We start from the raw sequence: 21,044 nt of genomic DNA, 5'->3' as shown, positions 1-21,044 counted from the left end.
CCAGGTCACTGCCCCAAGAGACACTGACGCGGCAACCCCCGCGGTTCCTAAGCTCGTTGACGCACCACACGCCGGGGCGACGGCGGTGTGAGCCCCCCTTCGGACGCCGAAGGGGCGCGGCTCGCGACGTCCTCGTCCGCCCTCGGCCGACACCGTGCGGACCGACCGCCGCAGCCGGTGCGGCCGCGACCCCGCCACGCGCCCGGTGGAGCCACCCGTCAGGTGATGCGGACAGGACCGCGCCTGCCCGCGTCCCCCCAGCAGGACGAAAGAGGAACCGCATGCAGCTTTCCCGTTACGCCAAGGTCGCAGCGCTCTCCCTGGCCCCGCTCACCCTCTGCGCCGCGGGGGTCCAGGCGTCCGCCGCGCCCCACCCCGTCCCCGTCCCGAAGCCGGTCGGCGCGGCGTTCTCCATATCCGCCCTCACCTCCAGCCAGGTGAAGGACGTCACCGGCGTCAGCGCGACCAGCGCCCAGGGCAGGATGCTGGCGGCGCAGGGGTTCGGCGTGATGCGGACGGCCTCCGGCGAGACCGCCGTCGTGGACCGCTCCTCGGCCCGCGAGGGCATCAGCGCCGCGGCCGGGAAATCCTTCGTGGACCTGTCGTGGAACGGGTACGCCAAGGACGCGCGTTACGTGGTCAGCCGCGACGGCCGGGACATCGCGCGGCTGGCGCCGGGGGTCACGTCCTTCCGCGACACGAACGTCACGTCCGGCGCCGACCACCACTACCAGGTGGCGCCGGTTCTGCCCGAGGGCGGCCACCCGCAGGCCCGGCTGTGGGGCGTCAAGGTCTCCGTACCGGCCTCCGGTTCGCTGACGGCACTGCGGCAGCAGGCGGTCTCCCGGGCGTCCGCCGCGGGTGTCGCCAGCACGTCCACCCTCTCCTGGATCACCTTCATCCCGCAGAAGAAGATCGACGCGCCCACGGCGGGCTGCGACTACGGCAAGAAGTTCCAGTTCGGCGGCGACGGCCGCAGCAACTTCGACTGGAAGTCGGACAAGTACCGCACCGCCCTGCACGCCACGGTCACCTGGAGCAACAAGAAGGTGACGGGCAACAAGAGCGTCCGCGCCACCAACGTCTACGTGAAGAGCACCGGCAAGAAGGTCGCCACCAAGACCGCCACGGACAAGCACATGTCGGTGAAGAAGCTCGGCTCCGGCAGCAACTACGTGGACGTGCGGATGTCCCTGCACGCCACCAACCCGTTCTGCAAGGGCCTGGGAAGCGTCAAGGGAGCCATCAACGGCGCCCTCACCATGAACCTGACCAAGAGCGGCAACTACACCATCCGCTCCGGCAAGCACCGCCTGATGCCCAACCACCACATCTACATCTACGACGGCGGCAAGGTCACCAACGTCTACACCCGCAAGTACGCCAGCGCCTCGTGCCTGATCGGCTCGATCGCCTGCGCCGAGGCCGACCTGACGGGCCGCTACGGCAAGTTCTGACCCTTCCTGAGCCCGTCCGGACCCTTCCGGAGACCTCCGGGAGGCCTGCCGGAGCGTTTTCCGGACTCCACGGGCCGCTGCCGGCCTGAGCGCGCGCCCGACGGTGCGGCGGACCACGTCCGCCGCACCGTCAGGCGTTGAGCGACCGGCCCATGAACACGTCGTCCACGTACGCCCCGTCGAGCAGGAACTCCCCCGGCAGGACGCCCTCGACGGCGAATCCCTCCGACGCGTACAGGGCGCGCGCGGGCGTGTTGTGCCCGAGGACCCGCAGGGTGATCCGGGTGGCGCCCCGGCGGCGGGCCTCGTCGCAGGCGGCGCGCAGCAGGGCGCGGGCGATGCCCCGGCCCCGTACGGATTCGGCGACGACCAGGCCCTGTATCTGCCGCACATGGCGGTTGCAGGCGAGGCGGGTGGGGAAGCCGAGGCGGATGTAGCCCACGGGTCCTTCGCCGAGGTCCGCGACGAGGTAGTCCTCCGGGTGGTGGTCGGCGTCGAAGAACGGGTCGAACGGCGGCTCCGGGCGCGGCGCCACGGCGTGCAGCGTGGACCAGGTCGTGTGGTCGAGCAGGCTGAGCGCTTCGGCGTCACCGGGCCGCGCGGGGCGTATCGCGGAGGGGATCATGGCCGCCACTGTGCCACGGGGGCAGGATGTGGTCATGTCTCTTTCCCCGAGGTCCCCGTCACCCTCCCCCTCCGCCTCCCCCCGCCGCAGGGTCGCCGTCACCGGCGCGAGCGGTCTGATCGGCTCCGCGCTGGCGCGCTCGCTGCGGGCGGACGGGCACGAGGTCGTCACGCTGGTGCGGCGGCCGGCGCGCGGCGCGCACGAGGTGGAGTGGGACCCGAAGCGGCAGTACGTGGACGTGGCCGGCCTCGCGGGCTGCGACGCGGTGGTGCACCTGGCGGGCGCCGGGGTGGGCGACCGGCGCTGGACGGAGGCGTACAAGCGGGAGATCCGCGACAGCCGCGTCCTGGGCACGGCCGCCGTCGCGGAGGCGGTGGCGTCGCTGGACGCGCCGCCGGAGGTGCTGGTGTGCGGGACGGCGCTCGGCTACTACGGCGACACGGGCACCCGCGCGGTCGACGAGTCGGCCCCGGCCGGCGACGGGTTTCTGCCGTCGGTGTGCGTGGAGTGGGAGGAGGCCGCCGCGGCGGCCGAGGAGGCCGGTGTCCGCGTCGCGTACGCCCGTACGGGCCTGGTGGTGGCCGCGCGGGGCGGGGCGTGGGGGCGGCTGTTCCCGCTGTTCCGCGCCGGTCTCGGCGGGCGGCTTGGGCACGGCGGGCAGTACTGGAGCTTCATCGCCCTGCACGACGAGGTGGCCGCGCTGCGGCACCTGCTGGACACCCCGGACCTGTCGGGCCCGTTCAACCTGACCGCGCCGGAACCGGTCACCAACCGGGAGGTGACGGCCGCGATGGGCCGCGTCCTGCGCCGCCCGGCCGTCCTCCACGTCCCGGCCCCGGCCCTGCGCCTGGCCCTCGGCGACTTCGCCCACGACGTCCTGGGCAGCCAGCGGGTCCTGCCGCGCCGTCTCCTGGACTCCGGCTTCCGCTTCGCCTTCCCGACGGTGGACGCGGCGATCAGAGCGGCGGCGTAGCCGGGACGGGGGGCTCGGGGTCGCGCGTCCCCTCCGAGTGCCCGGGCGGTACGGGCGGAGGTCCATGAGCTTGCCCACAGACGCCCGCGCCTCCTCCCCGCCCCCCTCCCCCGCATGTGCGACGGGGGCGGCCGGAACAGCACGCGTGTGCGACCTCCGTGCTTCGGTGACCCCCCGTACGCGCGACTCCCCGGCGCCCGCGTCCCGGCCTACGCTCTGGTGCCGCCCGGGCCGCCGGGGCCCGTACTCGGGCATTCCGGCGGCCCGTCCAGGGCATGAGCCACCCACGCACCGAACCGTCACCCGGGGAGGGTCACGTGCTCAGTACCGCAGATCACGCGGACGTCGTCATCGTCGGGGCCGGGCTCGCGGGGCTGGCCGCGGCTCACCACCTGACCAGTGCCGGACTGGCCGTACGGGTCCTGGAGTCCGCACCACAGGTCGGCGGGCGGATGGCCACCGACCACGTGGACGGGTTCAGCCTCGACCGGGTCGGGCCTCTGCTCACCATGGCGCACCCGGAGCTGCACCGCGTCGCCGGCGTGGACGTGGGCGCCCTGCGCCGCTTCCAGCCGGGCGTCCTGGTGCACAGCTCGGGACGGCTGCACCGGACCGGCGAGGTGCGCGGCGGACCCCGCTCGGCGCTGACCCGCGCGCGGGCCCTGGCGAGCGGCCCGCGCCCGCTGGACCAGGCGCGCATCGGCGCCTCGCTGGCCCGGCTCGCCGGAACGCCCACGGAGCGGCTGCTGGCCCGCCGCGAACGCGCCGCCGCTGAGGCCCTCGCGGCGCGGGGGCTGCCGCCCAGGACGGTCACGACGTTTCTGCGGCCGCTGCTGAGCGCCCTGCTCAGCGACCCGGACCTGACGACGTCCAGCCGCTGCGCCGACCTGGCGCTGCGCGGGTTCGCGCGGGGGCGGCTGTGCGTCCCGGCGGGCGGGGCGGCGCGGCTGCCGGAGCGGATGGCGTCGGCGCTCCCGGCCGGGACGGTCCGCACGGGGGTGCGGGTCAAGGACGCGTCGATCAGCCGGGTGGTCACGGCGGAGCACGGCGAGATCACCTGCCGGTCGCTGGTCGTGGCGACGGGCGCGCGGGCGGCGGCGGAACTGCTGCCGGGGCTGCGGGTGCCGTCCTTCCACCCGGTGACGGTGCTCCACCACACGGCGCCCGCGACGCCGCTGGCGGCCCCGGCGCTGGTGCTGGACGCGGACCGGTCCGGCCCGGTGTCGCACACGGCGGTGATGAGCGAGGTGGACCCGACGCGGGCGCCGCACGGCCGGGTGCTGGTCACGTCCACGGTGCTGGGCACGCCCCCGGACGACCTGGACGCGCGGGTACGGCGGCACCTGGCGGCGCTGTACGGCACGGGGACGGGCGACTGGGAGCTGCTGGCGGTACGGCACGACCCGGAGGCGGTACCGGCGATGCCCGCCCCGCACGACCTGCGCCGCCCCGTGCGGCTGCTGGCGGGGCTGTACGTGTGCGGCGACCACCGCGACGTGAGCTCGCCGCAGGGCGCGCTGCACTCGGGTCAGCGGGCGGCGCAGGCGATCCTCAAGGACCTGGACGTCCCCCCGGCGAACTCGTCCACGGAGCAGACCCGAGCGGCATAGCCCCGCAGGGCCGTGCCGGCCGCCTTCCGGGCGGGTGCCCCCTCGGGCGGGACCGGGCGCGTGCCCCGCAGGGCCGTGCGGGCCCCCCTGACGGGCCCCGCACGGCCCTGCGGGGCCCGTCAGGGGGCGCGAGGTTCAGCCCAGTGCGGCGGCCCGCTCCCGGTAGGCCCGCACCGGCGCGGCGTCCCGGTGCGGCTCCAGCCGACGCTCGAAGTCCCGCACGTACTCCACCGCCCGCGCCGACCGCATGTCGGCCGCCTGCCGCGCCGCCTCCGCGCCCAGCACGCACGCCTGCTCCAGCTCGCCCAGCGCCAGCCGCGCCGTGGCCAGGACGACGCGGCAGAACGTACGGCTGCGGGCGTACCCCGCCGGGTACAGCTGGAGCGCCCGCTCCGCGTGCTGCACGGCGGCCCGGTACTGCTGGAGGTCCCGGTGGCAGTGGGCCGTCTCGTCCGCCAGGTGCGCCTCGTCGAACGTCCGCGCCCAGTGCGGCACCTCCTCGCCCGGCCGGGCGCCCTCCAGCGCCCGTTCGGCCCGTACCAGCGACGACGTGCAGGCCCGCGCCTCGCCCAGCACCGCGTGCCCGCGCGCCTCCACCGCGTGCAGCATCGACTGGACGACCGGCGGCGCCGCCGAGCCGACGCCCTGCTGGGCGACGCGCGCCAGCTGCACGGCCTCCCGCCCGTGGCCCAGGTACACGGCCTGGCGGCTCATCGTGACGAGGACGTACGAGCCGTACGCCCGGTCGCCCGCCGCCTGCGACAGCCGCAGCGCCTGCACGAAGTACCGCTGTGCCAGTCCGTGCGCGGCGATGTCGTACGAGGTCCAGCCGGCCAGCCGCGTCAGGTCCGCCGCCGCGCCGAACAGCCGCCGCCCGGTCGTCTCGCCGTAGCTGCCGCGCAGCATGGGCTCGGCCTCGTGCTCCAGGTACCGGACGAGGGCCTGCCGGGCGTGGCCGCCGCCGTACGCGTGGTCCAGCGTCCGGAACAGTTCGCCGACCGAGCGGAGCGCGGCGATGTCCCCGGCGGTCACCCGCTGCCCGGACCCGCCCTCGGTTCCCCGCTGCCGGGGTACGGCGTGGAGGGCGTCGGCCGGTTCGGGCGCGCCGCCCGGGACCGGGCCGGGCAGGCCGCCGGTCCTGGCCGCGGGGACGGTGCGGCCCGCCGCCGGTCCGGCCGCTCCCGCCGGGCCTCCGGGACGGACGGGGGCGCCCCGCGGCGGCCCGCCCGCGCGGCCGGGGCCCGGGACGCCGGGGCCGGGCACGCCCTGGCCGGTACGCGCCCCGCCCGCGCCGAGCGACGCTGCCGTACCGGAGCCACCGTGCCCGCCCTGCCCGCCGTACCCGGGGGCCGTGCCGGACGGGCCCTGTCCCGGAGCCGTACCGGGGCCGCCGCGGCCGAGGGGGCGGCCCTGCGCGGGGACACGCCCCGCCGGGGGGCCGCCGCCCGCACCGGGAGCGGTGCCGTCCGGCTGCTCGCCCCGCCCGACGTGCTCGTCCGCGCGGCCGATCAGCCAGTCGCGGCTCGGGACGACCAGCCCCGCCGGGGTGAACGCGATCTTGCGCAGTTCGGTGTGGCTGCCGGAGTCCTTGCGCCACAGCCCGCTGACGATGTCCACGGCCTCCTCGGGCGTGGCGGCGAACTCCAGGCCCGCGTACACGGGCGCGCACGCGTCGAGGCCGAGGTCCTGGGCGGACAGCCGCCGCCCGAGGCGCCGGGTGAACACCTCGGCGATCAGCGCGGGCGTGGTGCCGCGCGGCTGCTGGCCGCGCAGCCAGCGCGTGACGGAGGTCTTGTCGTAGCGGAGGTCGAGGCCGTGTTCGAGACCGAGCTGATCCACCCGTCTGGCAAGACCTGCGTTGGAGAACCCTGCTTCCGCGATCAGGGCGGCGAGCTGGCGGTTGGGGTTGCGCTGCGGGGGTCGATCCGTCATCAGCTGTGCGGTCTCCTGCCTTCCGGGCTGGGGTCAGCCCCCTTGGAACGGCGCGAATTTAACTTTCCCGGGAGGGGATACCGCCGCCTTCGCCCCACATTCATCCGATCGTGTGAGGATCGATTCCGGTAGTGACGTCGCAAACTCCCCCGAACCCCCACCCGGCCCCGGCCCCGGCCCCGGCCGCGCCTCCCCCGGTCCGAGCCCCGGTGCCGTGCCCGTCCTGTCCGGGCCTCTCCCGCCCCGCCCTCGCCCCGCCCCGGCCCGGGCGGTTCGCTTCCGGCGGGCCGCCGTACAGTGGCATGGGCGTGTGACGCGCATTTCTAGGGAGACGGTGCCGTGAGTGAGCTGCGATTCGTCCATCTGGGGTTCGGTGAGGACGCCGTGGACTACCTCGACGCGTGGGAGAAGCAGCGCGAGGTCCATGCCGCCCGCTTCGCCGACGAGGTGCCCGACACCTGTCTGCTGCTGGAGCACCCGCCCGTGTACACGGCGGGGCGGCGCACGGAGGACAGCGAGCGGCCGCTCGACGGCACCCCGGTCGTGGACGTGGACCGCGGCGGCAAGATCACCTGGCACGGCCCGGGACAGCTCGTGGGCTACCCGATCCTGAAGCTGCCGCGCCCGGTGGACGTGGTCGCGCACGTGCGCCGCCTGGAGGAGGCGCTGATCCGTACGACGGCGGAGCTCGGCCTGGAGACCACCCGGGTCGAGGGCCGCAGCGGCGTGTGGGTGCTGGGCGACCCGGTGGAGGAGCGGCCCTCCTTCGGCGGGCTGTCGCTGGACTTCGACCCGAGGCTGACGGACGACGAGTTCGACCCGCGCCTCAGCGGCCCCGAGTACGCCCCGTCCAACGCGGGCCAGCGCCGGGAGGACCGCAAGCTCGCGGCCATCGGCATCCGCGTCGCCAAGGGCGTCACGATGCACGGCTTCTCGCTGAACGTGAACCCGGACAACACCTGGTTCGACCGGATCGTCCCGTGCGGCATCCGCGACGCGGGCGTCACCTCGCTCGCCAACGAGCTGGGCCGGGACGTGACGATCGCCGAGGTCCTGCCGGTGGTGGAGCGCCACCTGCGGGACGTGCTGGAGAGCGCCGACCCGCAGCCGCGGGTCATCGACCGGGCGCCGGAGCCCTCGGCGGCACCGGAGCCGGTACGCCCGGCCGACGCCGTACGGGAGGAGGCGGCCACCGCCTGACCGCTCGGCCTTAAGGGAATGCGTCCCTCTGGCCGGAGGTTGGCCAGTCGTAAGGCCGCACTTTTGACGGGCGTACCCTGGTGTTCGCCGAAGAATCGAAGCCGTAGGAGCCAGCCGTGTCCGCAGTCGCACCCGACGGACGCAAGATGCTGCGCCTGGAGGTCCGGAACAGCCAGACCCCCATCGAGCGCAAGCCCGAGTGGATCAAGACGCGGGCGAAGATGGGCCCGGAGTACAACCAGCTCCAGAAGCTCGTCAAGAGCGAAGGTCTGCACACGGTCTGCCAGGAGGCGGGCTGTCCCAACATCTTCGAGTGCTGGGAGGACCGCGAGGCGACGTTCCTCATCGGCGGCGACCAGTGCACGCGACGCTGTGACTTCTGCCAGATCGACACGGGCAAGCCGCAGGCCCTCGACCGTGACGAGCCGCGCCGCGTCGGCGAGTCCGTCGTAACGATGGACCTGAACTACGCCACGATCACCGGTGTCGCCCGCGACGACCTGGAGGACGGCGGCGCCTGGCTGTACGCGGAGACGGTGCGGCAGATCCACGCCATGACCGCCGACCGCGAGGGCGGCCACACCAAGGTCGAGCTGCTGATCCCGGACTTCAACGCGGTACCGGAGCAGCTTGCCGAGGTCTTCTCGTCCCGCCCCGAGGTGCTCGCGCACAACGTGGAGACGGTGCCCCGCATCTTCAAGCGCATCCGCCCCGGCTTCCGGTACGAGCGGTCGCTCGAGGTCATCACGCGGGCCCGCGAGGCCGGCCTGGTCACCAAGTCGAACCTGATCCTCGGCATGGGCGAGACCCGCGAGGAGGTCAGCGAGGCCCTGCGCGACCTGCACGAGGCTGGCTGCGAGCTGATCACCATCACGCAGTACCTGCGCCCCTCCGTGCGCCACCACCCGGTGGAGCGCTGGGTGAAGCCGCAGGAGTTCGTGGAGCTGAAGGAGGAGGCCGACGAGATCGGCTACTCCGGTGTCATGTCGGGCCCGCTGGTCCGCTCCTCGTACCGCGCGGGCCGCCTGTTCCAGCAGGCGATGGAGGCCCGTGGCGCTGCGGCGGAGGCCGCCCCGGCGGTGTGACCCGCACCCCGGGCACGCGGTACGACGCGGTGTGACGTCCGGCACGGCCCGGCGCCGGGCCCGTACGCTCCCCCGCAGGTGGAAGCCTGCCGGGCGGGGTACGGGCGGCGCCGGGCCGTCGTCGTGGTTTGACCGCCCGGACACGTCCTGGTAACACCGGTGGGTGACGCTGTCCGTACGGACCGTACAGGCGCCGCTCGTACCGCTCACCGCTCCCGAGGGACACCGACATGCGAACCCCACATCAGCAGGTGCGCACCCCCGCCCTCCCCGCCGCACCGGCCCAGGCACGACCGCCCCTCCCCGCGTCACCGGCCCCGGCCCGGGCCGCCCGGCCGCCCCTCCCGCACGCCCTGCCGTCCCTACCGTCCCTGCCGCAGGCACTGCCCTCGGTGGCGGGCGCCCTGCGGGTGGTGGAGGCGCTGCTGCTGGGCGGGGGCCAGCGGACGGCGCGCCGCAACGCCTGGGCTTCCGTGCTGGAGGACCGCCGCAGGGCCCGCGCCCGGGTGGAGGCGCAGCACGTACTGGAGGCCGCGGCGAGCCGGGCGCCGTCGGACACGTAAACTTCAGAACATGGCGAGGAAGTCGAATTCAGACAGCGGTGACGCCGCTGCGAACCCCGGGCGACTGAAGCAGATCGCTCTGACGTACAAGATGACCCGGCGGAGCGACCCGAAGGTCGGGCTTGTCATCGCGGGCGTGGGGATCGTCGTGTTCGGCGCCCTCCTCGGGATCGGCTTCCTGATCGGGCACCCGGTCTACCTGGGCATCCTGGGCTTCCTGCTGGCCTTCCTGGCGATGGCGATCATCTTCGGGCGGCGGGCCGAGCGGGCGGCCTTCGGGCAGATGGAGGGCCAGCCGGGCGCGGCCGCCGCGGTGCTGCAGAACATCGGGCGCGGCTGGACGACCACGCCTGCGGTCGCGATGAACCGCAGCCAGGACGTGATCCACCGCGCGGTCGGCCGTCCGGGCATCGTCCTGGTCGCCGAGGGCAACCCGAACCGGCTGAAGAGCCTGCTCGCCGCCGAGAAGAAGCGGATGGCCCGCATCGTGGTGGACACCCCGGTGCACGACATCGTCGTCGGTGACGGCGAGGGCCAGGTGCCGCTGAAGAAGGTCCGTACGACGATGCTGAAGCTGCCCCGCGTGCTGAGCGCGGCGCAGGTGACGGCGGTTAACGACCGGCTGCGGGCCATGGGCGACCTGATGAGCAACATGCCGATCCCGAAGGGCCCCATGCCGAAGGGCATGCGCATGCCGCGCGGCGGAAAGCTCCGCTGACACGATTCGAGCGAAAGTGAGAGAGGGCGACCGCTTCGGCGGTCGCCCTCTCTTCTTTCTGGCTTCTTCTGGAGTGCCTTCTGTCACATCATGCGTACTTGCACGGCGCGGGCGAGCCGGTCGTGGAGGCCGCGGCCGTCGCGGTCCCAGATGAGGGCGGGGATGGCGAGGCACAGCAGGGCGGTGCGGACGGCGGCGCGCGGGAAGCTGAGCCGCTGCCCGCCCTCGGCGATGACGCGCAGGCCCAGGAGCCGCTTGCCCGGGGTGGAGCCGATGGTGCCGACGGTGAGGAGGCCGAGGAGGAACAGGACGCCGAGGGCCCAGTTGCCCGCCGCGTTCCAGTCACCTCCGGTGATCAGTCCGTATGCGATCAGCATGCAGAGGGACCAGTCGACGAAGAGGGCGCCGAAGCGCCGTCCGAGGGGGGCGACGGAGCCGGGCCCCCGCTCCGGCAGACCGAGCCGTTCGCCCCGGTAGCCGAAGTCGGCGCCCATCTCCTCGGCCGCCGCGCGGGGTCCGGAGAGCCACGATCCGATTACTTGCCTGTTGTCCACCCGTACACGGTACTGCGACCGTTTTCGATCACATCGGGCCGGGCGGCCCGGCAGCCCCGGAGCGCCCCGGCGGGCGTACGGCGCTCGCGTCCCACGGGGCCCCGGCGGCCGCGCCGGTTAACTTGGGCGAAACAAATGGGTCATGCTTGAGAAATCCCGGGTACCTATGGTCGGGTCCAGCGTGGGTCACCGCACTGGCCGCACGAACAGCTGCAACCCCGCCCTCCCCCGGGTGGGAGTAGGAGGAGTTGGATGTTCCAGAACGCCGACGAGGCCAACAAGTTCATCAAGGACAACGACGTCAAAATGGTCGATGTCCGGTTCTGCGACCTCCCGGGCGTGATGCAGCACTTCACGATCCCGGCGACGGCGTTCGACCCGACTGAGGAGCTGGCCTTCGACGGCTCGTCGATCCGCGGTTTCCAGGCGATCCACGAGTCCGACATGGCGCTGCGCGCGGACCTGTCGACGGCGCGTCTGGACCCGTTCCGCCGCGACAAGACGCTGAACATCAACTTCTTCATCCACGACCCGATCACGGGTGAGCAGTACAGCCGCGACCCGCGCAACATCGCGAAGAAGGCGGAGGCGTACCTGGCCTCCACCGGCATCGCCGACACGGCGTTCTTCGGCCCGGAGGCGGAGTTCTACGTCTTCGACTCGGTGCGCTTCAACACCTCCGCGAACGAGGGCTTCTACCACATCGACTCCGAGGCCGGCGCCTGGAACACCGGCGCGGTCGAGGACAACCGCGGGTACAAGGTCCGCTACAAGGGCGGCTACTTCCCGGCCCCGCCGGTGGACCACTTCGCGGACCTGCGCGCGGAGATCTCCCTGGAGCTGGAGAAGGCCGGCCTCCAGGTCGAGCGCCAGCACCACGAGGTGGGCACCGCGGGCCAGGCGGAGATCAACTACAAGTTCAACACGCTGCTGGCCGCGGCCGACGACCTGATGCTCTTCAAGTACATCGTGAAGAACGTCGCGTGGCGCAACGGCAAGACCGCGACCTTCATGCCGAAGCCGATCTTCGGTGACAACGGCTCGGGCATGCACGTCCACCAGTCGCTGTGGTCCGGCGGCGAGCCGCTGTTCTACGACGAGCAGGGCTACGCGGGCCTGTCGGACACGGCGCGCTACTACATCGGCGGCATCCTGAAGCACGCCCCGTCGCTGCTGGCGTTCACCAACCCGACGGTCAACTCGTACCACCGCCTGGTGCCGGGCTTCGAGGCGCCGGTGAACCTGGTGTACTCGCAGCGCAACCGCTCGGCCGCGATGCGCATCCCGATCACGGGCTCGAACCCGAAGGCCAAGCGCGTCGAGTTCCGCGCCCCGGACCCGTCGTCCAACCCGTACCTGGCCTTCTCGGCCCTCCTCCTCGCGGGCCTGGACGGCATCAAGAACAAGATCGAGCCGGCGGAGCCGATCGACAAGGACCTGTACGAGCTGGCCCCGGAGGAGCACGCGGGCGTCCCGCAGGTCCCGACCACCCTCTCCGCGGTCCTCGACGCCCTGGAGGAGGACAACGAGTACCTCCAGGCGGGCGGCGTCTTCACGTCGGACCTGATCGAGACGTGGATCGACTACAAGCGCACCAAGGAGATCGAGCCCATCCAGCTCCGTCCCCACCCGCACGAGTTCGAGCTGTACTTCGACCTCTAAACCCCTCGGAGGCCGCCGGGACGCCCCGTCCCGGCCCCCTCCCGCTCAAGGGCCCCGCCCCTCTCCCCGGAGAGCGGCGGGGCCCTCGCCGTTGTCCCCGGCGGGGGTCCTCGCGGGTTCCGGGCGGCGTTGTCAGTGGGGTGGGGGAAGCTGGGGGCATGTCCGCGTGGCCGCGAATCAGTTGCCCTGTCTGCCGTCGTTCCGTCGCCGTCAATCCCGACACCCGCAAGGTCGTCGACCACAAGCACCCCCGGCCTCGGGCGCGGGCGCTCGATCTGGTGCTGTGCCACGGGTCGGAGCGGGTGGTGGAGCTGGGCGGGGTGATGTTCCTGCCGTTCGACGGGGGCGAGGACGCGGAGGGGGAGGACTCGGTGCTGTTCTGAGTCAGGGGCGGTGGCGGCGGGTGTAGGAGGCCGTCACCGCCGTCAGGAGGGGCGGGATCGCCAGGAGGGGGGCGAAGGTCAGGGCCCAGACGGTCCTGGGGGTGCCCGGGGCCAGGTACGTCTCGGACTCCACCGTCGCGGCCACCACCAGTTGCCAGGCCGCCAGGAGGGTCAGGGCCGCCGACGCCGTCCATGCCAGGCGCTTCAGGGTGCGGGGGCGGAGGGGGACGCGGCGGGTGGTGACCAGGAGAAGGGGGAACAGCGCGGCCAGCTCCGCCAGGACGGAGAGCCCGACGACGTACGCGATGCCCCAGCCCGGGATGCCGTAGACCTCGCGCAGGATCTCGTCGCCGTAACCGACGTAGACGCCGGACGCCATCGCGATGCGCCACAGGCCGGAGGGCAGGGCGCAGAGCGCTGTGGCGTGGGCGGCGAGGCGGGCCCAGCGGGGCGCCTGGGCCGGGGCAGGTGCGGTGACGGCGGGGCCGGGCGGGGCGGTGGGGGCGGTGGGCTGGGCGGTGCGTGGGGCGGAGGCTGTCCTCATGGCTCCATGCTCGTGCGGGCGGGAGCCCCCCGCGTCGTTCCGTGGGTCCGGGGGCCTCCCCCGTGCGGGGGAGGCAACGCTCCGTGGGTGTGCGACGCGGGGCCCGGCGGGTGGTCACCGTCGGGCCCCGCGTTCTGTCAGTGGGTCGAGCGGATCAGGGCGCGGACCATGCGGCAGGTCGTGGCGGACGGCGGGTGGATGCCGAGCGTGTGGGCCGTGGCCCGGATCGTCTTGTCGTCGGCCTTCGACGCGATGTAGACGCCCGCGTCCAGCAGGGCTATCGCCAGGCGCATGGCCTTCAGGCGGCGGTTGTGGGACACGTACCACTCGCGGGGCCTGCCGGCTGGGAGCGGCTTCTTCCGCAGGGGCTTCCAGGGTTCGAGCGGCAGTGGCGTGACGGTGGCGACGGCCATCGGCGACCTCCTGGTGCGGGGTGTGAAGGCCCTCCCCCGGACCCTCACTGACTGCTTCGATTCTACCGCCGGGCACTGACAATCGGCCCTGGCCAGACGGGGTTTGAGGGGCGTTCGGGGGTACGGTGGGCGGCATGGAGATCTGGATCAATCCCGCCTGTTCCAAGTGCCGTGGCGCGCTGCACATCCTCGACGAGGAGGGCGCCGACTACACCGTCCGCCGGTACCTGGAGGATGTGCCCTCCGCCGACGAGATCCGCGCCGTGCTCGAACGGCTCGGCCTGGAGCCGTGGGACATCACCCGCACCCAGGAGGCCGACGCCGAGGAGCTCGGCATGAAGGACTGGCCCCGCGACGACGCCTCCCGCGAGCGGTGGATCGGGGCGCTCGCCGCGCGTCCGAAGCTCATCCAGCGGCCCATCATCACCGCCGACGACGGCACGGCGGTCGTCGGCCGGTCCGAGGAGGCCGTACGGGACGCCCTGTCGCGGTCGTAGTGCTCCGCACGTCCGGTGCGGCCAGGGGGAGTTGGCCGGCACGGTGAGTCGTGGGCGGGTCGTGTCCGTACGTACGGGCAACACGCAGACCGATCCGGCCGCCGTCCCCCGAGCGGCCGGGGACAGGAGCCCCCACGTGTCACGCAAGAGGACCGTCGGCCGCAACAAGAAGCTGGCCCTGCTCGCCGGTACGGCCGTACTGGCGGGCGGGACGGCCGTCGTCATGACCGGCACCAGCCAGGCGTCCGCCGCCTGCGACGGGCTGGCCACCGCCCTGCGGAACAACGAGCGGTTCATCGCCGGGCAGCGCGCCGACCCCGACGCCCAGTCGGAGGCCCGGATCGCCAACCGGCTCGCCGTCATCCAGGAGATCAAGCGGAAGCAGGCCGCCAGCGGGTGCGAGGCCGGGGGCGGGGGCGGGGGCCGGGCCGACGCGGGCGGGGATGAGGCCGGTGCCGACGGTGGCGCCGGCGTCGAAGGTGGCGCTGTCGGTGCTGGTGCCGGCGGGGCCGGTGGTGCCGGGGGCGGGCAGGGTGGTGGCGGGCAGGACCAGGTCGCCCAGCCGCCCGCCCGGGGCGGGCAGGGCCGCGGGGACGTCGTCTGCGCCGGGTCCACCGTCACGCTCTCGGGCGAGGGCGGCGCCCCGGCCGCGTCCAGCAACCAGTTCCCCGCCGGTACGCGCCTGAAGGTCACCAACCTCGACGACGACAAGTCCACCACCGTCCAGGTCACCGCCGCCTCCGGCAGCTGCGTCCTGCTGAACAACGCCGCCTTCGAGCAGGTTCGCGAGCCCGGCGAGTTCCTCATCCGCGAGGCCCGTGTCGAGCGGGTCGGCTGACCGTCCGTCGCGCCCGGAAGCGTCCCCGCCCCCGCGGCGGGCGCCTTCCGGGCCGGCACGGCCGCCTGACCGGTGCGTTCGCATGGTGGCCTGTGGGGCTTCCGTACGGGGTGCCGGGGCCGCGGCCGGTTCTTTGTGCCTTCTGCCAGTACGGCGGGCCGCCGGGATGTGGAGAGACTGCCCGTCGAAAGCCGCGCCCGCGCCCCGTGGGGGCCGGGCCGCGGCGGCGTTCGTGACGAGGCTTCGGGGAGGACGGCGTGGTGAGCGTGCAGCAGTACGACGAGATCGGTGAGGCGTACGAGGGGTTCAAGGCCCTGCCGCTGGAGCGGTACGCGGTGGTGCCCAGCTTCCTCGCCCTGGTCGGGGACGTGCGCGGCAGGTCGGTTCTCGACCTCGCCTCCGGCACCGGCTTCTACAGCCGGGAGCTGAGGCGGCGCGGCGCCGCGGAGGTGCTCGGCATAGACATCTCGGCGGAGATGGTCGCCGTGGCGCGGCGGCTGGAGGAGCACGACCCGCTCGGTGTGCGCTACGAGGTGGGCGACGCCGCCGAACTTCCGCGCCTTGAGCGGCGGTTCGACATCGCCCTGGCGGTCCAGCTGCTCAACTACGCGCCGGACGTCGCCACCACGGAGCGGATGTGCCGCAACATCCACCGGAGCCTGAGGCCCGGCGGCGCGCTCTTCCTGCTCAACCAGTCGCCCGACTTCCGCTTCGACGGGCCGCCGCCGGACGCGTACGGCTTCCGCAGCGTGCTCACCGGCGAGGAGGCCGAGACCGGCCCGCGGGTGAGGACCACGGCGCTGCTGGACCCGCCGGTCTCCTTCGTCGCCAACCGGCCGCGCCGCGAGGTGTACGAGCACTGCCTGCGGGCGACCGGGTTCCGCGACCTGGCCTGGGTGCCGGTGGAGGTGTCGGAGGCGGGCCTGCGCGAGTACGGCGCCGGCTTCTGGGCGGACTTCCACGCCAACCCGCCGCTGGAGATGCTGCGCTGCCGGGCCTGACGCGGGCTGCTTGAGCGCCGGGCCCCACGCCCCGCGTCTACGACTCCGTCGCCCCGCTCTCCGCCCGGGCCAGGATCTCCGTCAGGCGCAGGCCGAAGCGGGCGTCGCAGGGGTGCGGGGTGCCCGTGCGGGCGGCCGTCAGGAGGGCGGTCACCGCCGACGTGAACGACGCCACCGCGTCGCCCCAGCGGGGCATGGACACCACGCCCCGGTCGCCGTGCAGCGTGAGGCCCACGTCCGCCGCCGCGGCCGGTGTGCTCAGCGACAGCAGCGCCGAGCTCGCCGCGCCGCCCGCGTGCCGCAGCGCCAGCTGGCGGGTGTCGTCCGGGCCCGGCGCCGCCACCAGCTCCGTGACGTCGCCCAGCACCGGCAGCAGCACCGACAGGACGTGCGGGCCCACGTCCCACAGGGCGCCCTTCTCCCGCCGCCAGGGCGACGCGGCGTACGCGCTGGTCGAGCCGGGCGTGAACAGCGCGCCCAGCCAGTGGGCCCGCGCCAGGTACCAGCCGCCCGCCGCCGCCTGCTCCTCCACCCACGGGGCGGTCTCCTCCGCGAACCGCAGCGTGCAGAACACGACCGACGCCACCTGGGCCTTCTCCGCCGCCAGTGCCACCTCCCGCGCGCCCGCCACGCTGGTCGCGACCGGCTTGTCCAGCAGCAGATGGCACCCGGCCGCCGCCGCCCGCGAGGCCAGCGGCGCCTGTACGTCGGGCGGCAGGGCCACCGCCACCGCGTCGCTCGCCGCGAACAGGGCGTCCACGTCCCCGTACGCGCGCGTGCCGTACTCCGCCGCGATCCCGGCCGCCGCGTCGGGGCGCCTGCCCCACACGCCGCTGAACTCCACCTCCGGGTGCGCCGCCAGAGCGGGGGCGTGGGTGCGTGCGGCCCAGGGGCCCGTACCGAGCAGTCCGATGCGCGTCGCCTTCGTCATGCCCGCAAGTCTGCCCCGTATCCGAAAAGAATTCCGGTGTCCTGCGCGACCGGTGTTACCTTGCGAGGGCCGGCCGCGGGACTCCGGCGTGACTTCCGAGACCTGCCCTGTAAAGCAACGCTTTCGCTGTTCACGCCCCCATTCCCCGGCCGGCGCCCACGCGTACCAGGCCGACGGGGGGACCATGGCCGACACCTTCTCCGATCTCGTCGCCGCCGAGGACGTGCTTCTCTTCGTCAACGCCGCCGTGACGGCGACCGGGCAGCGCGAGTTCCGGGCGACGGCCGACGAGCAGCGGCTGTCGCTGGGCTTCCTCCACGCGTACGTACGCGTCAACTACCGGCCCCTGTACGCCGCTTCGCTCGCCCTCGACATCAACGACCACAACGCCGCCCTCGTCGTCGAGAACCTGCTGCGCCACGCCGGCGAGGCGACGCCGGACGAGAAGCGGCTCGAAGGGCGGCTCATCGCGGCCCGGCTCGCCGCACTGCCGCCGCCGCGCGTGTACCGGCTGTTCGCCGCCCTGCGCGCCGCCCGGGTCAACAACCGGCGCACCCGCGCGGTGATGCGCGACTGGCTGGCCGCCCGCCCCGACCCGGCGCACGACGCGGTGAAGTACCGGGCCGGGCTGAAGCGCGCCGCCCGCCACGCCCATCTGCGCCCCGGCACCGCCGAGGTGGGCGACTTCCTGTTCGCGCCGCGCCGCCGCGCCCGCTACGACGACCCGCGCCTCGACGCGCACCGCCGCGCCCGCCACGAACAGGGGGCGCTGTACGAGCTGCCGTTCACCGTCGCCGAGGGCTTCGCCGCCCGGCACGGGGTGCCGCGCGCGGTGTTCCTGGAGCGGATGGCGCCGCGCATGACCCGCCTGGAGCGGCTGCGCGCGCAGGGCCGGGACGGGCCGCCCGCCGCGGACCTCGCCGCGATGCCGCTGACCCGCCTCGCGCTGTACGCGCTGTCGCTCGGCTTCGAGGAGCGGGCGGCGCGCCGCGCGGAGCTGACGGGTGCGCTGCGGGCGGCGGCGCGCCGGGCGGCGGGTCCGCACGCGGGGACGTGGGGGCGGGTCGCGGCGGTGCTGGACGACAGCTACTCGTCGTACGGGTCGGGGGTGAAGCGGCGCCGTCCGCTGGCGGTGGCGCTGGGCTGCCACTTCCTGCTGGAGGCGCTGGCCGCGCCGGGCGGGTACGCGCCGCTGTGGACGTCCGGTGCGACGGACCCGCTGATGGTGCGGCCGTGGGGCGCGACGCCGCTCGGGGCGCGGGTGCTGGACGCGCTGGGGACGGGCCCGGAGCGGCTGCTGATCGTGTCGGACGGCTGGGACAACGCGCCGCCCGGCCTGGCCGGTGAGGTGCTGCGCGTGTGGCGGTCCCGGCTGGACCCGGAGCGGCGGACGAGCGTCACGCATCTGAACCCGGTGTACGACGCGGACGGCTTCGACGTACGGCGCCTCGCGCCCTCGGTGCCGACGGCCGGGGTGCGGGACGCGGAGGACGTGCCGTCGCTGGTGGAGATCGCCCAGTTCGCGGAGGGCCGCACCGGGCTCGCGGAGCTGCGGGCGTACCTGGACCGTCGTATCGCACTCTTCCTGGGGGACGCGTGACCCGGATCGACCTGGCCGGGCTGACCGCCGGGCCCGCGCAGGTGTGGGGCGGCATCCGGCTGGTGCCGCTGCTGCGGGAGCGGCCCGTGGAGGGGCTGCGGCTGCACGCCGAGCTGTACGGGGACGGCGAGGGCGGCGCCGGCGGCGCGTACGGGCAGGTCGTGCTCGACCGGCAGCACGTGTACACGTCGTACATCCCGCACGGCTTCGTCGCCGACTGGTCGGGCGGCAAGGGCGCCGGGGCGGGCGGGCAGGGCCGGGCGGGCGCGGCGTACGGGACGCGGCTCGGCGCGGGCGGCGACCGGCGCGGGGCGGAACGCGGCCGGGGGCGCTCGGCGGAGTACGCGCCGGAGTGCGTGCCGGTGCGGTCCCACCACCGGATGGTGAAGCGGGTCCGGGGCGGGGACGGCGGCGGGGACGGCGGTGAAGGGCGCGGGGGCGGGAAGCGGCTGCGGTTCCTGCCGCTGCACCTGGCGCTGGAGGGCTACCTGGCGCTGCACTTCGGCGGCCCCTCGATCGTGTGGGAGGAGTGGTCCCGGCAGGCCGTGCGCCGGGGCCTGTCACCGCGCGAGGAGGACGCGTACGCGGGCCGTACCGTGCGGGGGCTCGCCGAGGCGCTGCGGGTCTTCGAGGTCCACCCGCGGCAGTGCGGCGTCATGGTGTACGCGGGCGACGCCCTCGCCGCGGCGTTCGTCGTGCCGCACCCGGACGACTACCGGGCCCTGCACCCGTCGCTGGTCCAGGACCTGTACGGGGAGCTGGTCCACCAGTACGCGCTGTACGGGCGGCCGGTGCCCGGGTTCACCGCCCGGATCGACGACGCGGACGGCCGCGTGCGCACCCTCGCGGACCTGCGGGCGGCCGCGCGCGCCCAGGAGCGGGCATGGACGGCCGCGCACGACGGGATCATGGCGCGGGAGCTGCTGGAGACGACGTACGCCTGGGAGCGGGTCCGGGACGCGGGGCCGTTCCGGCTGTACCGGTTCCTTCCGCCGTTCCGGGCGGGAACGGGCGGGCAGCACATCGGCGAGGTGATCACCGACCGGAAGGGGCGGACGGCGTACCTGAAGACGTTCCGTCTGTCGGAGAACCAGGTGCGGCGCGGCTACGTCCTGCGGCGGCTCGCCGACTGCGACTGGGACCTCGCCCGTACGGCGGAGGCGATGGGGACCGGGTACGAGGAGCTGGTCGCCCGCGTCCGGCGCGCCGGGTTCGGTGAGCTGCTCGACGCGCACGCGGTCGCCCGGCGCGTCCGGGACCTGCGGGGCGGCTGAGGCCGCGGCACGGGGGCGGTGCGGGAAGACGGGCGTGTAACACGGGAGCGGGCCGAGTAACACGGGGTTCACAAACGGGCAATCGCCGGGAAATCCCCGGTTGCCAAGCTGCGCGGCATACCGCTGCACCCGCAAAGGATGAGGCCCCGTGACCATCAAGGCTGAGTACATCTGGATCGACGGCACCGAGCCGACCGCCAAGCTGCGCTCCAAGACGAAGATCCTGGACGGCGCGGTCGCGGACGTCGCCGGGCTGCCGCTCTGGGGCTTCGACGGGTCCAGCACCAACCAGGCCGAGGGCCACTCCTCGGACCGTGTGCTGAAGCCCGTCTACTCCTGCCCGGACCCGATCCGCGGCGGCGAGCACATCCTGGTGCTGTGCGAGGTCCTGAACACGGACATGACCCCGCACTCCACCAACACGCGGGCCGAGCTGGTCGAGGTCGCGGAGCGGTACGCCGCCCAGGAGCCGATCTTCGGCATCGAGCAGGAGTACACGTTCTTCAAGGGCCACCGCCCGCTCGGCTTCCCCGACGGCGGTTTCCCCGCCCCGCAGGGCGGCTACTACTGCGGTGTCGGCGCGGACGAGATCCACGGCCGCGACATCGTGGAGGCGCACCTCGACAACTGCCTCGCGGCGGGTCTGGGCATCTCCGGCATCAACGCCGAGGTCATGCCGGGCCAGTGGGAGTTCCAGGTCGGCCCGCTCGACCCGGTCACCGTCGCCGACCAGTTGTGGATCGCCCGCTGGCTGCTGTACCGCACCGCCGAGGACTTCCAGGTGTCCGCGACGCTGCACCCGAAGCCGGTGAAGGGCGACTGGAACGGCGCGGGCGCGCACACGAACTTCTCCACCCGGGCGATGCGCGAGGGCTACGACGCGATCATCACCGCGTGCGAGTCGCTCGGCGAGGGCTCCAAGCCGCTGGACCACGTCAAGAACTACGGAGCCGGTGTGGACGAGCGCCTGACCGGTCTGCACGAGACCGCCCCGTGGGACCAGTACAGCTACGGCGTGTCCGACCGCGGCGCCTCGGTCCGCATCCCGTGGCAGGTCGAGAAGGACGGCAAGGGGTACATCGAGGACCGCCGCCCGAACGCGAACGTCGACCCCTACGTCGTGACCCGCCTGCTGGTGGACACGTGCTGCGCGGCGCTGGAGAAGGCCGGACAGGTCTGATCCC

21 protein-coding genes are annotated in these 21,044 nt (G+C 74.0%); 15 read left to right on the top strand and 6 right to left on the bottom strand.

The features are described 5' to 3' along the window. Nucleotides 1-281: 281 nt before the first annotated feature. Nucleotides 282-1,457 carry a hypothetical protein gene (locus J116_RS20905; protein ID WP_023589025.1) on the top strand — a complete coding sequence of 392 codons (1,176 nt, stop codon included), beginning with the start codon at nt 282-284 and terminating at the stop codon, nt 1,455-1,457. 130 nt (nt 1,458-1,587) lie between these two features. Here the strand turns inward: J116_RS20905 and J116_RS20900 are convergent, their stop codons facing one another. Further along, nucleotides 1,588-2,082, bottom strand: coding sequence for a GNAT family N-acetyltransferase (locus J116_RS20900; protein WP_023589024.1), 495 nt, complete (start codon nt 2,080-2,082; stop codon nt 1,588-1,590). Nucleotides 2,083-2,116: 34 nt separating this feature from the next. Here J116_RS20900 and J116_RS20895 point away from each other — a divergent pair, with 34 nt between their 5' ends. Together J116_RS20895 and J116_RS20890 are read left to right on the top strand one after the other, a co-directional pair. Next, nucleotides 2,117-3,055 (top strand): TIGR01777 family oxidoreductase, encoded by a 939-nt coding sequence (locus J116_RS20895; protein ID WP_023589023.1) that lies wholly within the window; start codon nt 2,117-2,119, stop codon nt 3,053-3,055. A gap of 317 nt (nt 3,056-3,372) precedes the next feature. Next, on the top strand, nt 3,373-4,665 hold the full coding sequence (locus J116_RS20890; RefSeq protein ID WP_023589022.1) for an NAD(P)/FAD-dependent oxidoreductase: 1,293 nt from the start codon (nt 3,373-3,375) through the stop codon (nt 4,663-4,665). A gap of 135 nt (nt 4,666-4,800) precedes the next feature. Here J116_RS20890 and J116_RS20885 read toward each other — a convergent pair whose 3' ends face one another. Further along, complete coding sequence (locus tag J116_RS20885) at nt 4,801-6,597, bottom strand: hypothetical protein (RefSeq protein WP_028964342.1); 1,797 nt, start codon at nt 6,595-6,597, stop codon at nt 4,801-4,803. Nucleotides 6,598-6,936: 339 nt separating this feature from the next. Between J116_RS20885 and lipB the strand changes: the two genes are divergently transcribed. The 4 genes from lipB to J116_RS20865 all read left to right on the top strand — a co-directional run bounded on the left by lipB (nt 6,937) and on the right by J116_RS20865 (nt 10,163). Further along, a complete protein-coding gene (gene lipB / locus J116_RS20880) occupies nt 6,937-7,797 on the top strand; it encodes a lipoyl(octanoyl) transferase LipB (RefSeq protein WP_023589020.1) in 861 nt (286 codons plus the stop codon). Between the two features lie 116 nt (nt 7,798-7,913). Next, complete coding sequence (lipA, locus tag J116_RS20875) at nt 7,914-8,882, top strand: lipoyl synthase (RefSeq protein WP_023589019.1); 969 nt, start codon at nt 7,914-7,916, stop codon at nt 8,880-8,882. A gap of 353 nt (nt 8,883-9,235) precedes the next feature. Next, on the top strand, nt 9,236-9,445 hold the full coding sequence (locus tag J116_RS20870) for an SCO2195 family GlnR-regulated protein (protein WP_028964341.1): 210 nt from the start codon (nt 9,236-9,238) through the stop codon (nt 9,443-9,445). A 10-nt stretch (nt 9,446-9,455) separates the two neighbouring features. Next, nucleotides 9,456-10,163: a DUF4191 domain-containing protein gene (locus J116_RS20865; RefSeq protein ID WP_028964340.1), complete on the top strand. Its 708-nt coding sequence runs from the start codon at nt 9,456-9,458 to the stop codon at nt 10,161-10,163. A gap of 83 nt (nt 10,164-10,246) precedes the next feature. Here the strand turns inward: J116_RS20865 and J116_RS20860 are convergent, their stop codons facing one another. Beyond that, complete coding sequence (locus tag J116_RS20860) at nt 10,247-10,717, bottom strand: RDD family protein (RefSeq protein ID WP_023589016.1); 471 nt, start codon at nt 10,715-10,717, stop codon at nt 10,247-10,249. Nucleotides 10,718-10,969: 252 nt separating this feature from the next. Between J116_RS20860 and glnA the strand changes: the two genes are divergently transcribed. Both glnA and J116_RS20850 read left to right on the top strand, forming a co-directional pair. Then, nucleotides 10,970-12,379: a type I glutamate--ammonia ligase gene (gene glnA / locus J116_RS20855; RefSeq protein ID WP_023589015.1), complete on the top strand. Its 1,410-nt coding sequence runs from the start codon at nt 10,970-10,972 to the stop codon at nt 12,377-12,379. A gap of 158 nt (nt 12,380-12,537) precedes the next feature. After that, nucleotides 12,538-12,762: a hypothetical protein gene (locus J116_RS20850; RefSeq protein WP_028964338.1), complete on the top strand. Its 225-nt coding sequence runs from the start codon at nt 12,538-12,540 to the stop codon at nt 12,760-12,762. Nucleotide 12,763: 1 nt separating this feature from the next. On the opposite strand, the gene J116_RS20845 is transcribed toward J116_RS20850, so the two are convergent. Together J116_RS20845 and J116_RS20840 are read right to left on the bottom strand one after the other, a co-directional pair. Continuing rightward, nucleotides 12,764-13,306 carry a hypothetical protein gene (locus J116_RS20845; RefSeq protein WP_023589013.1) on the bottom strand — a complete coding sequence of 181 codons (543 nt, stop codon included), beginning with the start codon at nt 13,304-13,306 and terminating at the stop codon, nt 12,764-12,766. Nucleotides 13,307-13,443: 137 nt separating this feature from the next. Further along, nucleotides 13,444-13,719 carry a hypothetical protein gene (locus J116_RS20840; protein ID WP_023589012.1) on the bottom strand — a complete coding sequence of 92 codons (276 nt, stop codon included), beginning with the start codon at nt 13,717-13,719 and terminating at the stop codon, nt 13,444-13,446. 134 nt (nt 13,720-13,853) lie between these two features. Here J116_RS20840 and J116_RS20835 point away from each other — a divergent pair, with 134 nt between their 5' ends. The 3 genes from J116_RS20835 to J116_RS20825 all read left to right on the top strand — a co-directional run bounded on the left by J116_RS20835 (nt 13,854) and on the right by J116_RS20825 (nt 16,055). After that, nucleotides 13,854-14,216 carry an arsenate reductase family protein gene (locus J116_RS20835; protein WP_023589011.1) on the top strand — a complete coding sequence of 121 codons (363 nt, stop codon included), beginning with the start codon at nt 13,854-13,856 and terminating at the stop codon, nt 14,214-14,216. Nucleotides 14,217-14,352: 136 nt separating this feature from the next. Beyond that, nucleotides 14,353-15,054 carry a hypothetical protein gene (locus J116_RS20830; protein ID WP_023589010.1) on the top strand — a complete coding sequence of 234 codons (702 nt, stop codon included), beginning with the start codon at nt 14,353-14,355 and terminating at the stop codon, nt 15,052-15,054. 260 nt (nt 15,055-15,314) lie between these two features. Then, a complete protein-coding gene (locus J116_RS20825; RefSeq protein WP_028964337.1) occupies nt 15,315-16,055 on the top strand; it encodes a class I SAM-dependent methyltransferase in 741 nt (246 codons plus the stop codon). Nucleotides 16,056-16,092: 37 nt separating this feature from the next. Here the strand turns inward: J116_RS20825 and J116_RS20820 are convergent, their stop codons facing one another. Then, nucleotides 16,093-16,986, bottom strand: a complete 894-nt coding sequence (locus tag J116_RS20820) for a Gfo/Idh/MocA family protein (RefSeq protein WP_023589008.1) — start codon at nt 16,984-16,986, stop codon at nt 16,093-16,095. Nucleotides 16,987-17,170: 184 nt separating this feature from the next. Between J116_RS20820 and J116_RS20815 the strand changes: the two genes are divergently transcribed. The 3 genes from J116_RS20815 (at nt 17,171) to glnII (ending at nt 21,040) form a co-directional block, all read left to right on the top strand. Then, nucleotides 17,171-18,586: a hypothetical protein gene (locus J116_RS20815; RefSeq protein ID WP_023589007.1), complete on the top strand. Its 1,416-nt coding sequence runs from the start codon at nt 17,171-17,173 to the stop codon at nt 18,584-18,586. After that, a complete protein-coding gene (locus J116_RS20810) occupies nt 18,583-19,860 on the top strand; it encodes an ARPP-2 domain-containing protein (protein ID WP_023589006.1) in 1,278 nt (425 codons plus the stop codon). Before J116_RS20815 ends, J116_RS20810 begins: the two co-directional genes overlap by 4 nt. A gap of 148 nt (nt 19,861-20,008) precedes the next feature. Further along, on the top strand, nt 20,009-21,040 hold the full coding sequence (gene glnII / locus J116_RS20805) for a glutamine synthetase (RefSeq protein ID WP_023589005.1): 1,032 nt from the start codon (nt 20,009-20,011) through the stop codon (nt 21,038-21,040). Nucleotides 21,041-21,044 lie beyond the last annotated feature (4 nt).

Source organism: Streptomyces thermolilacinus SPC6, assembly GCF_000478605.2.
In the GTDB taxonomy this organism is placed as follows: Bacteria; Actinomycetota; Actinomycetes; order Streptomycetales; family Streptomycetaceae; genus Streptomyces; species Streptomyces thermolilacinus.
Note: the sequence above shows the minus strand (reverse complement) of the source record. Positions and strands in the feature narration are given on the sequence as shown.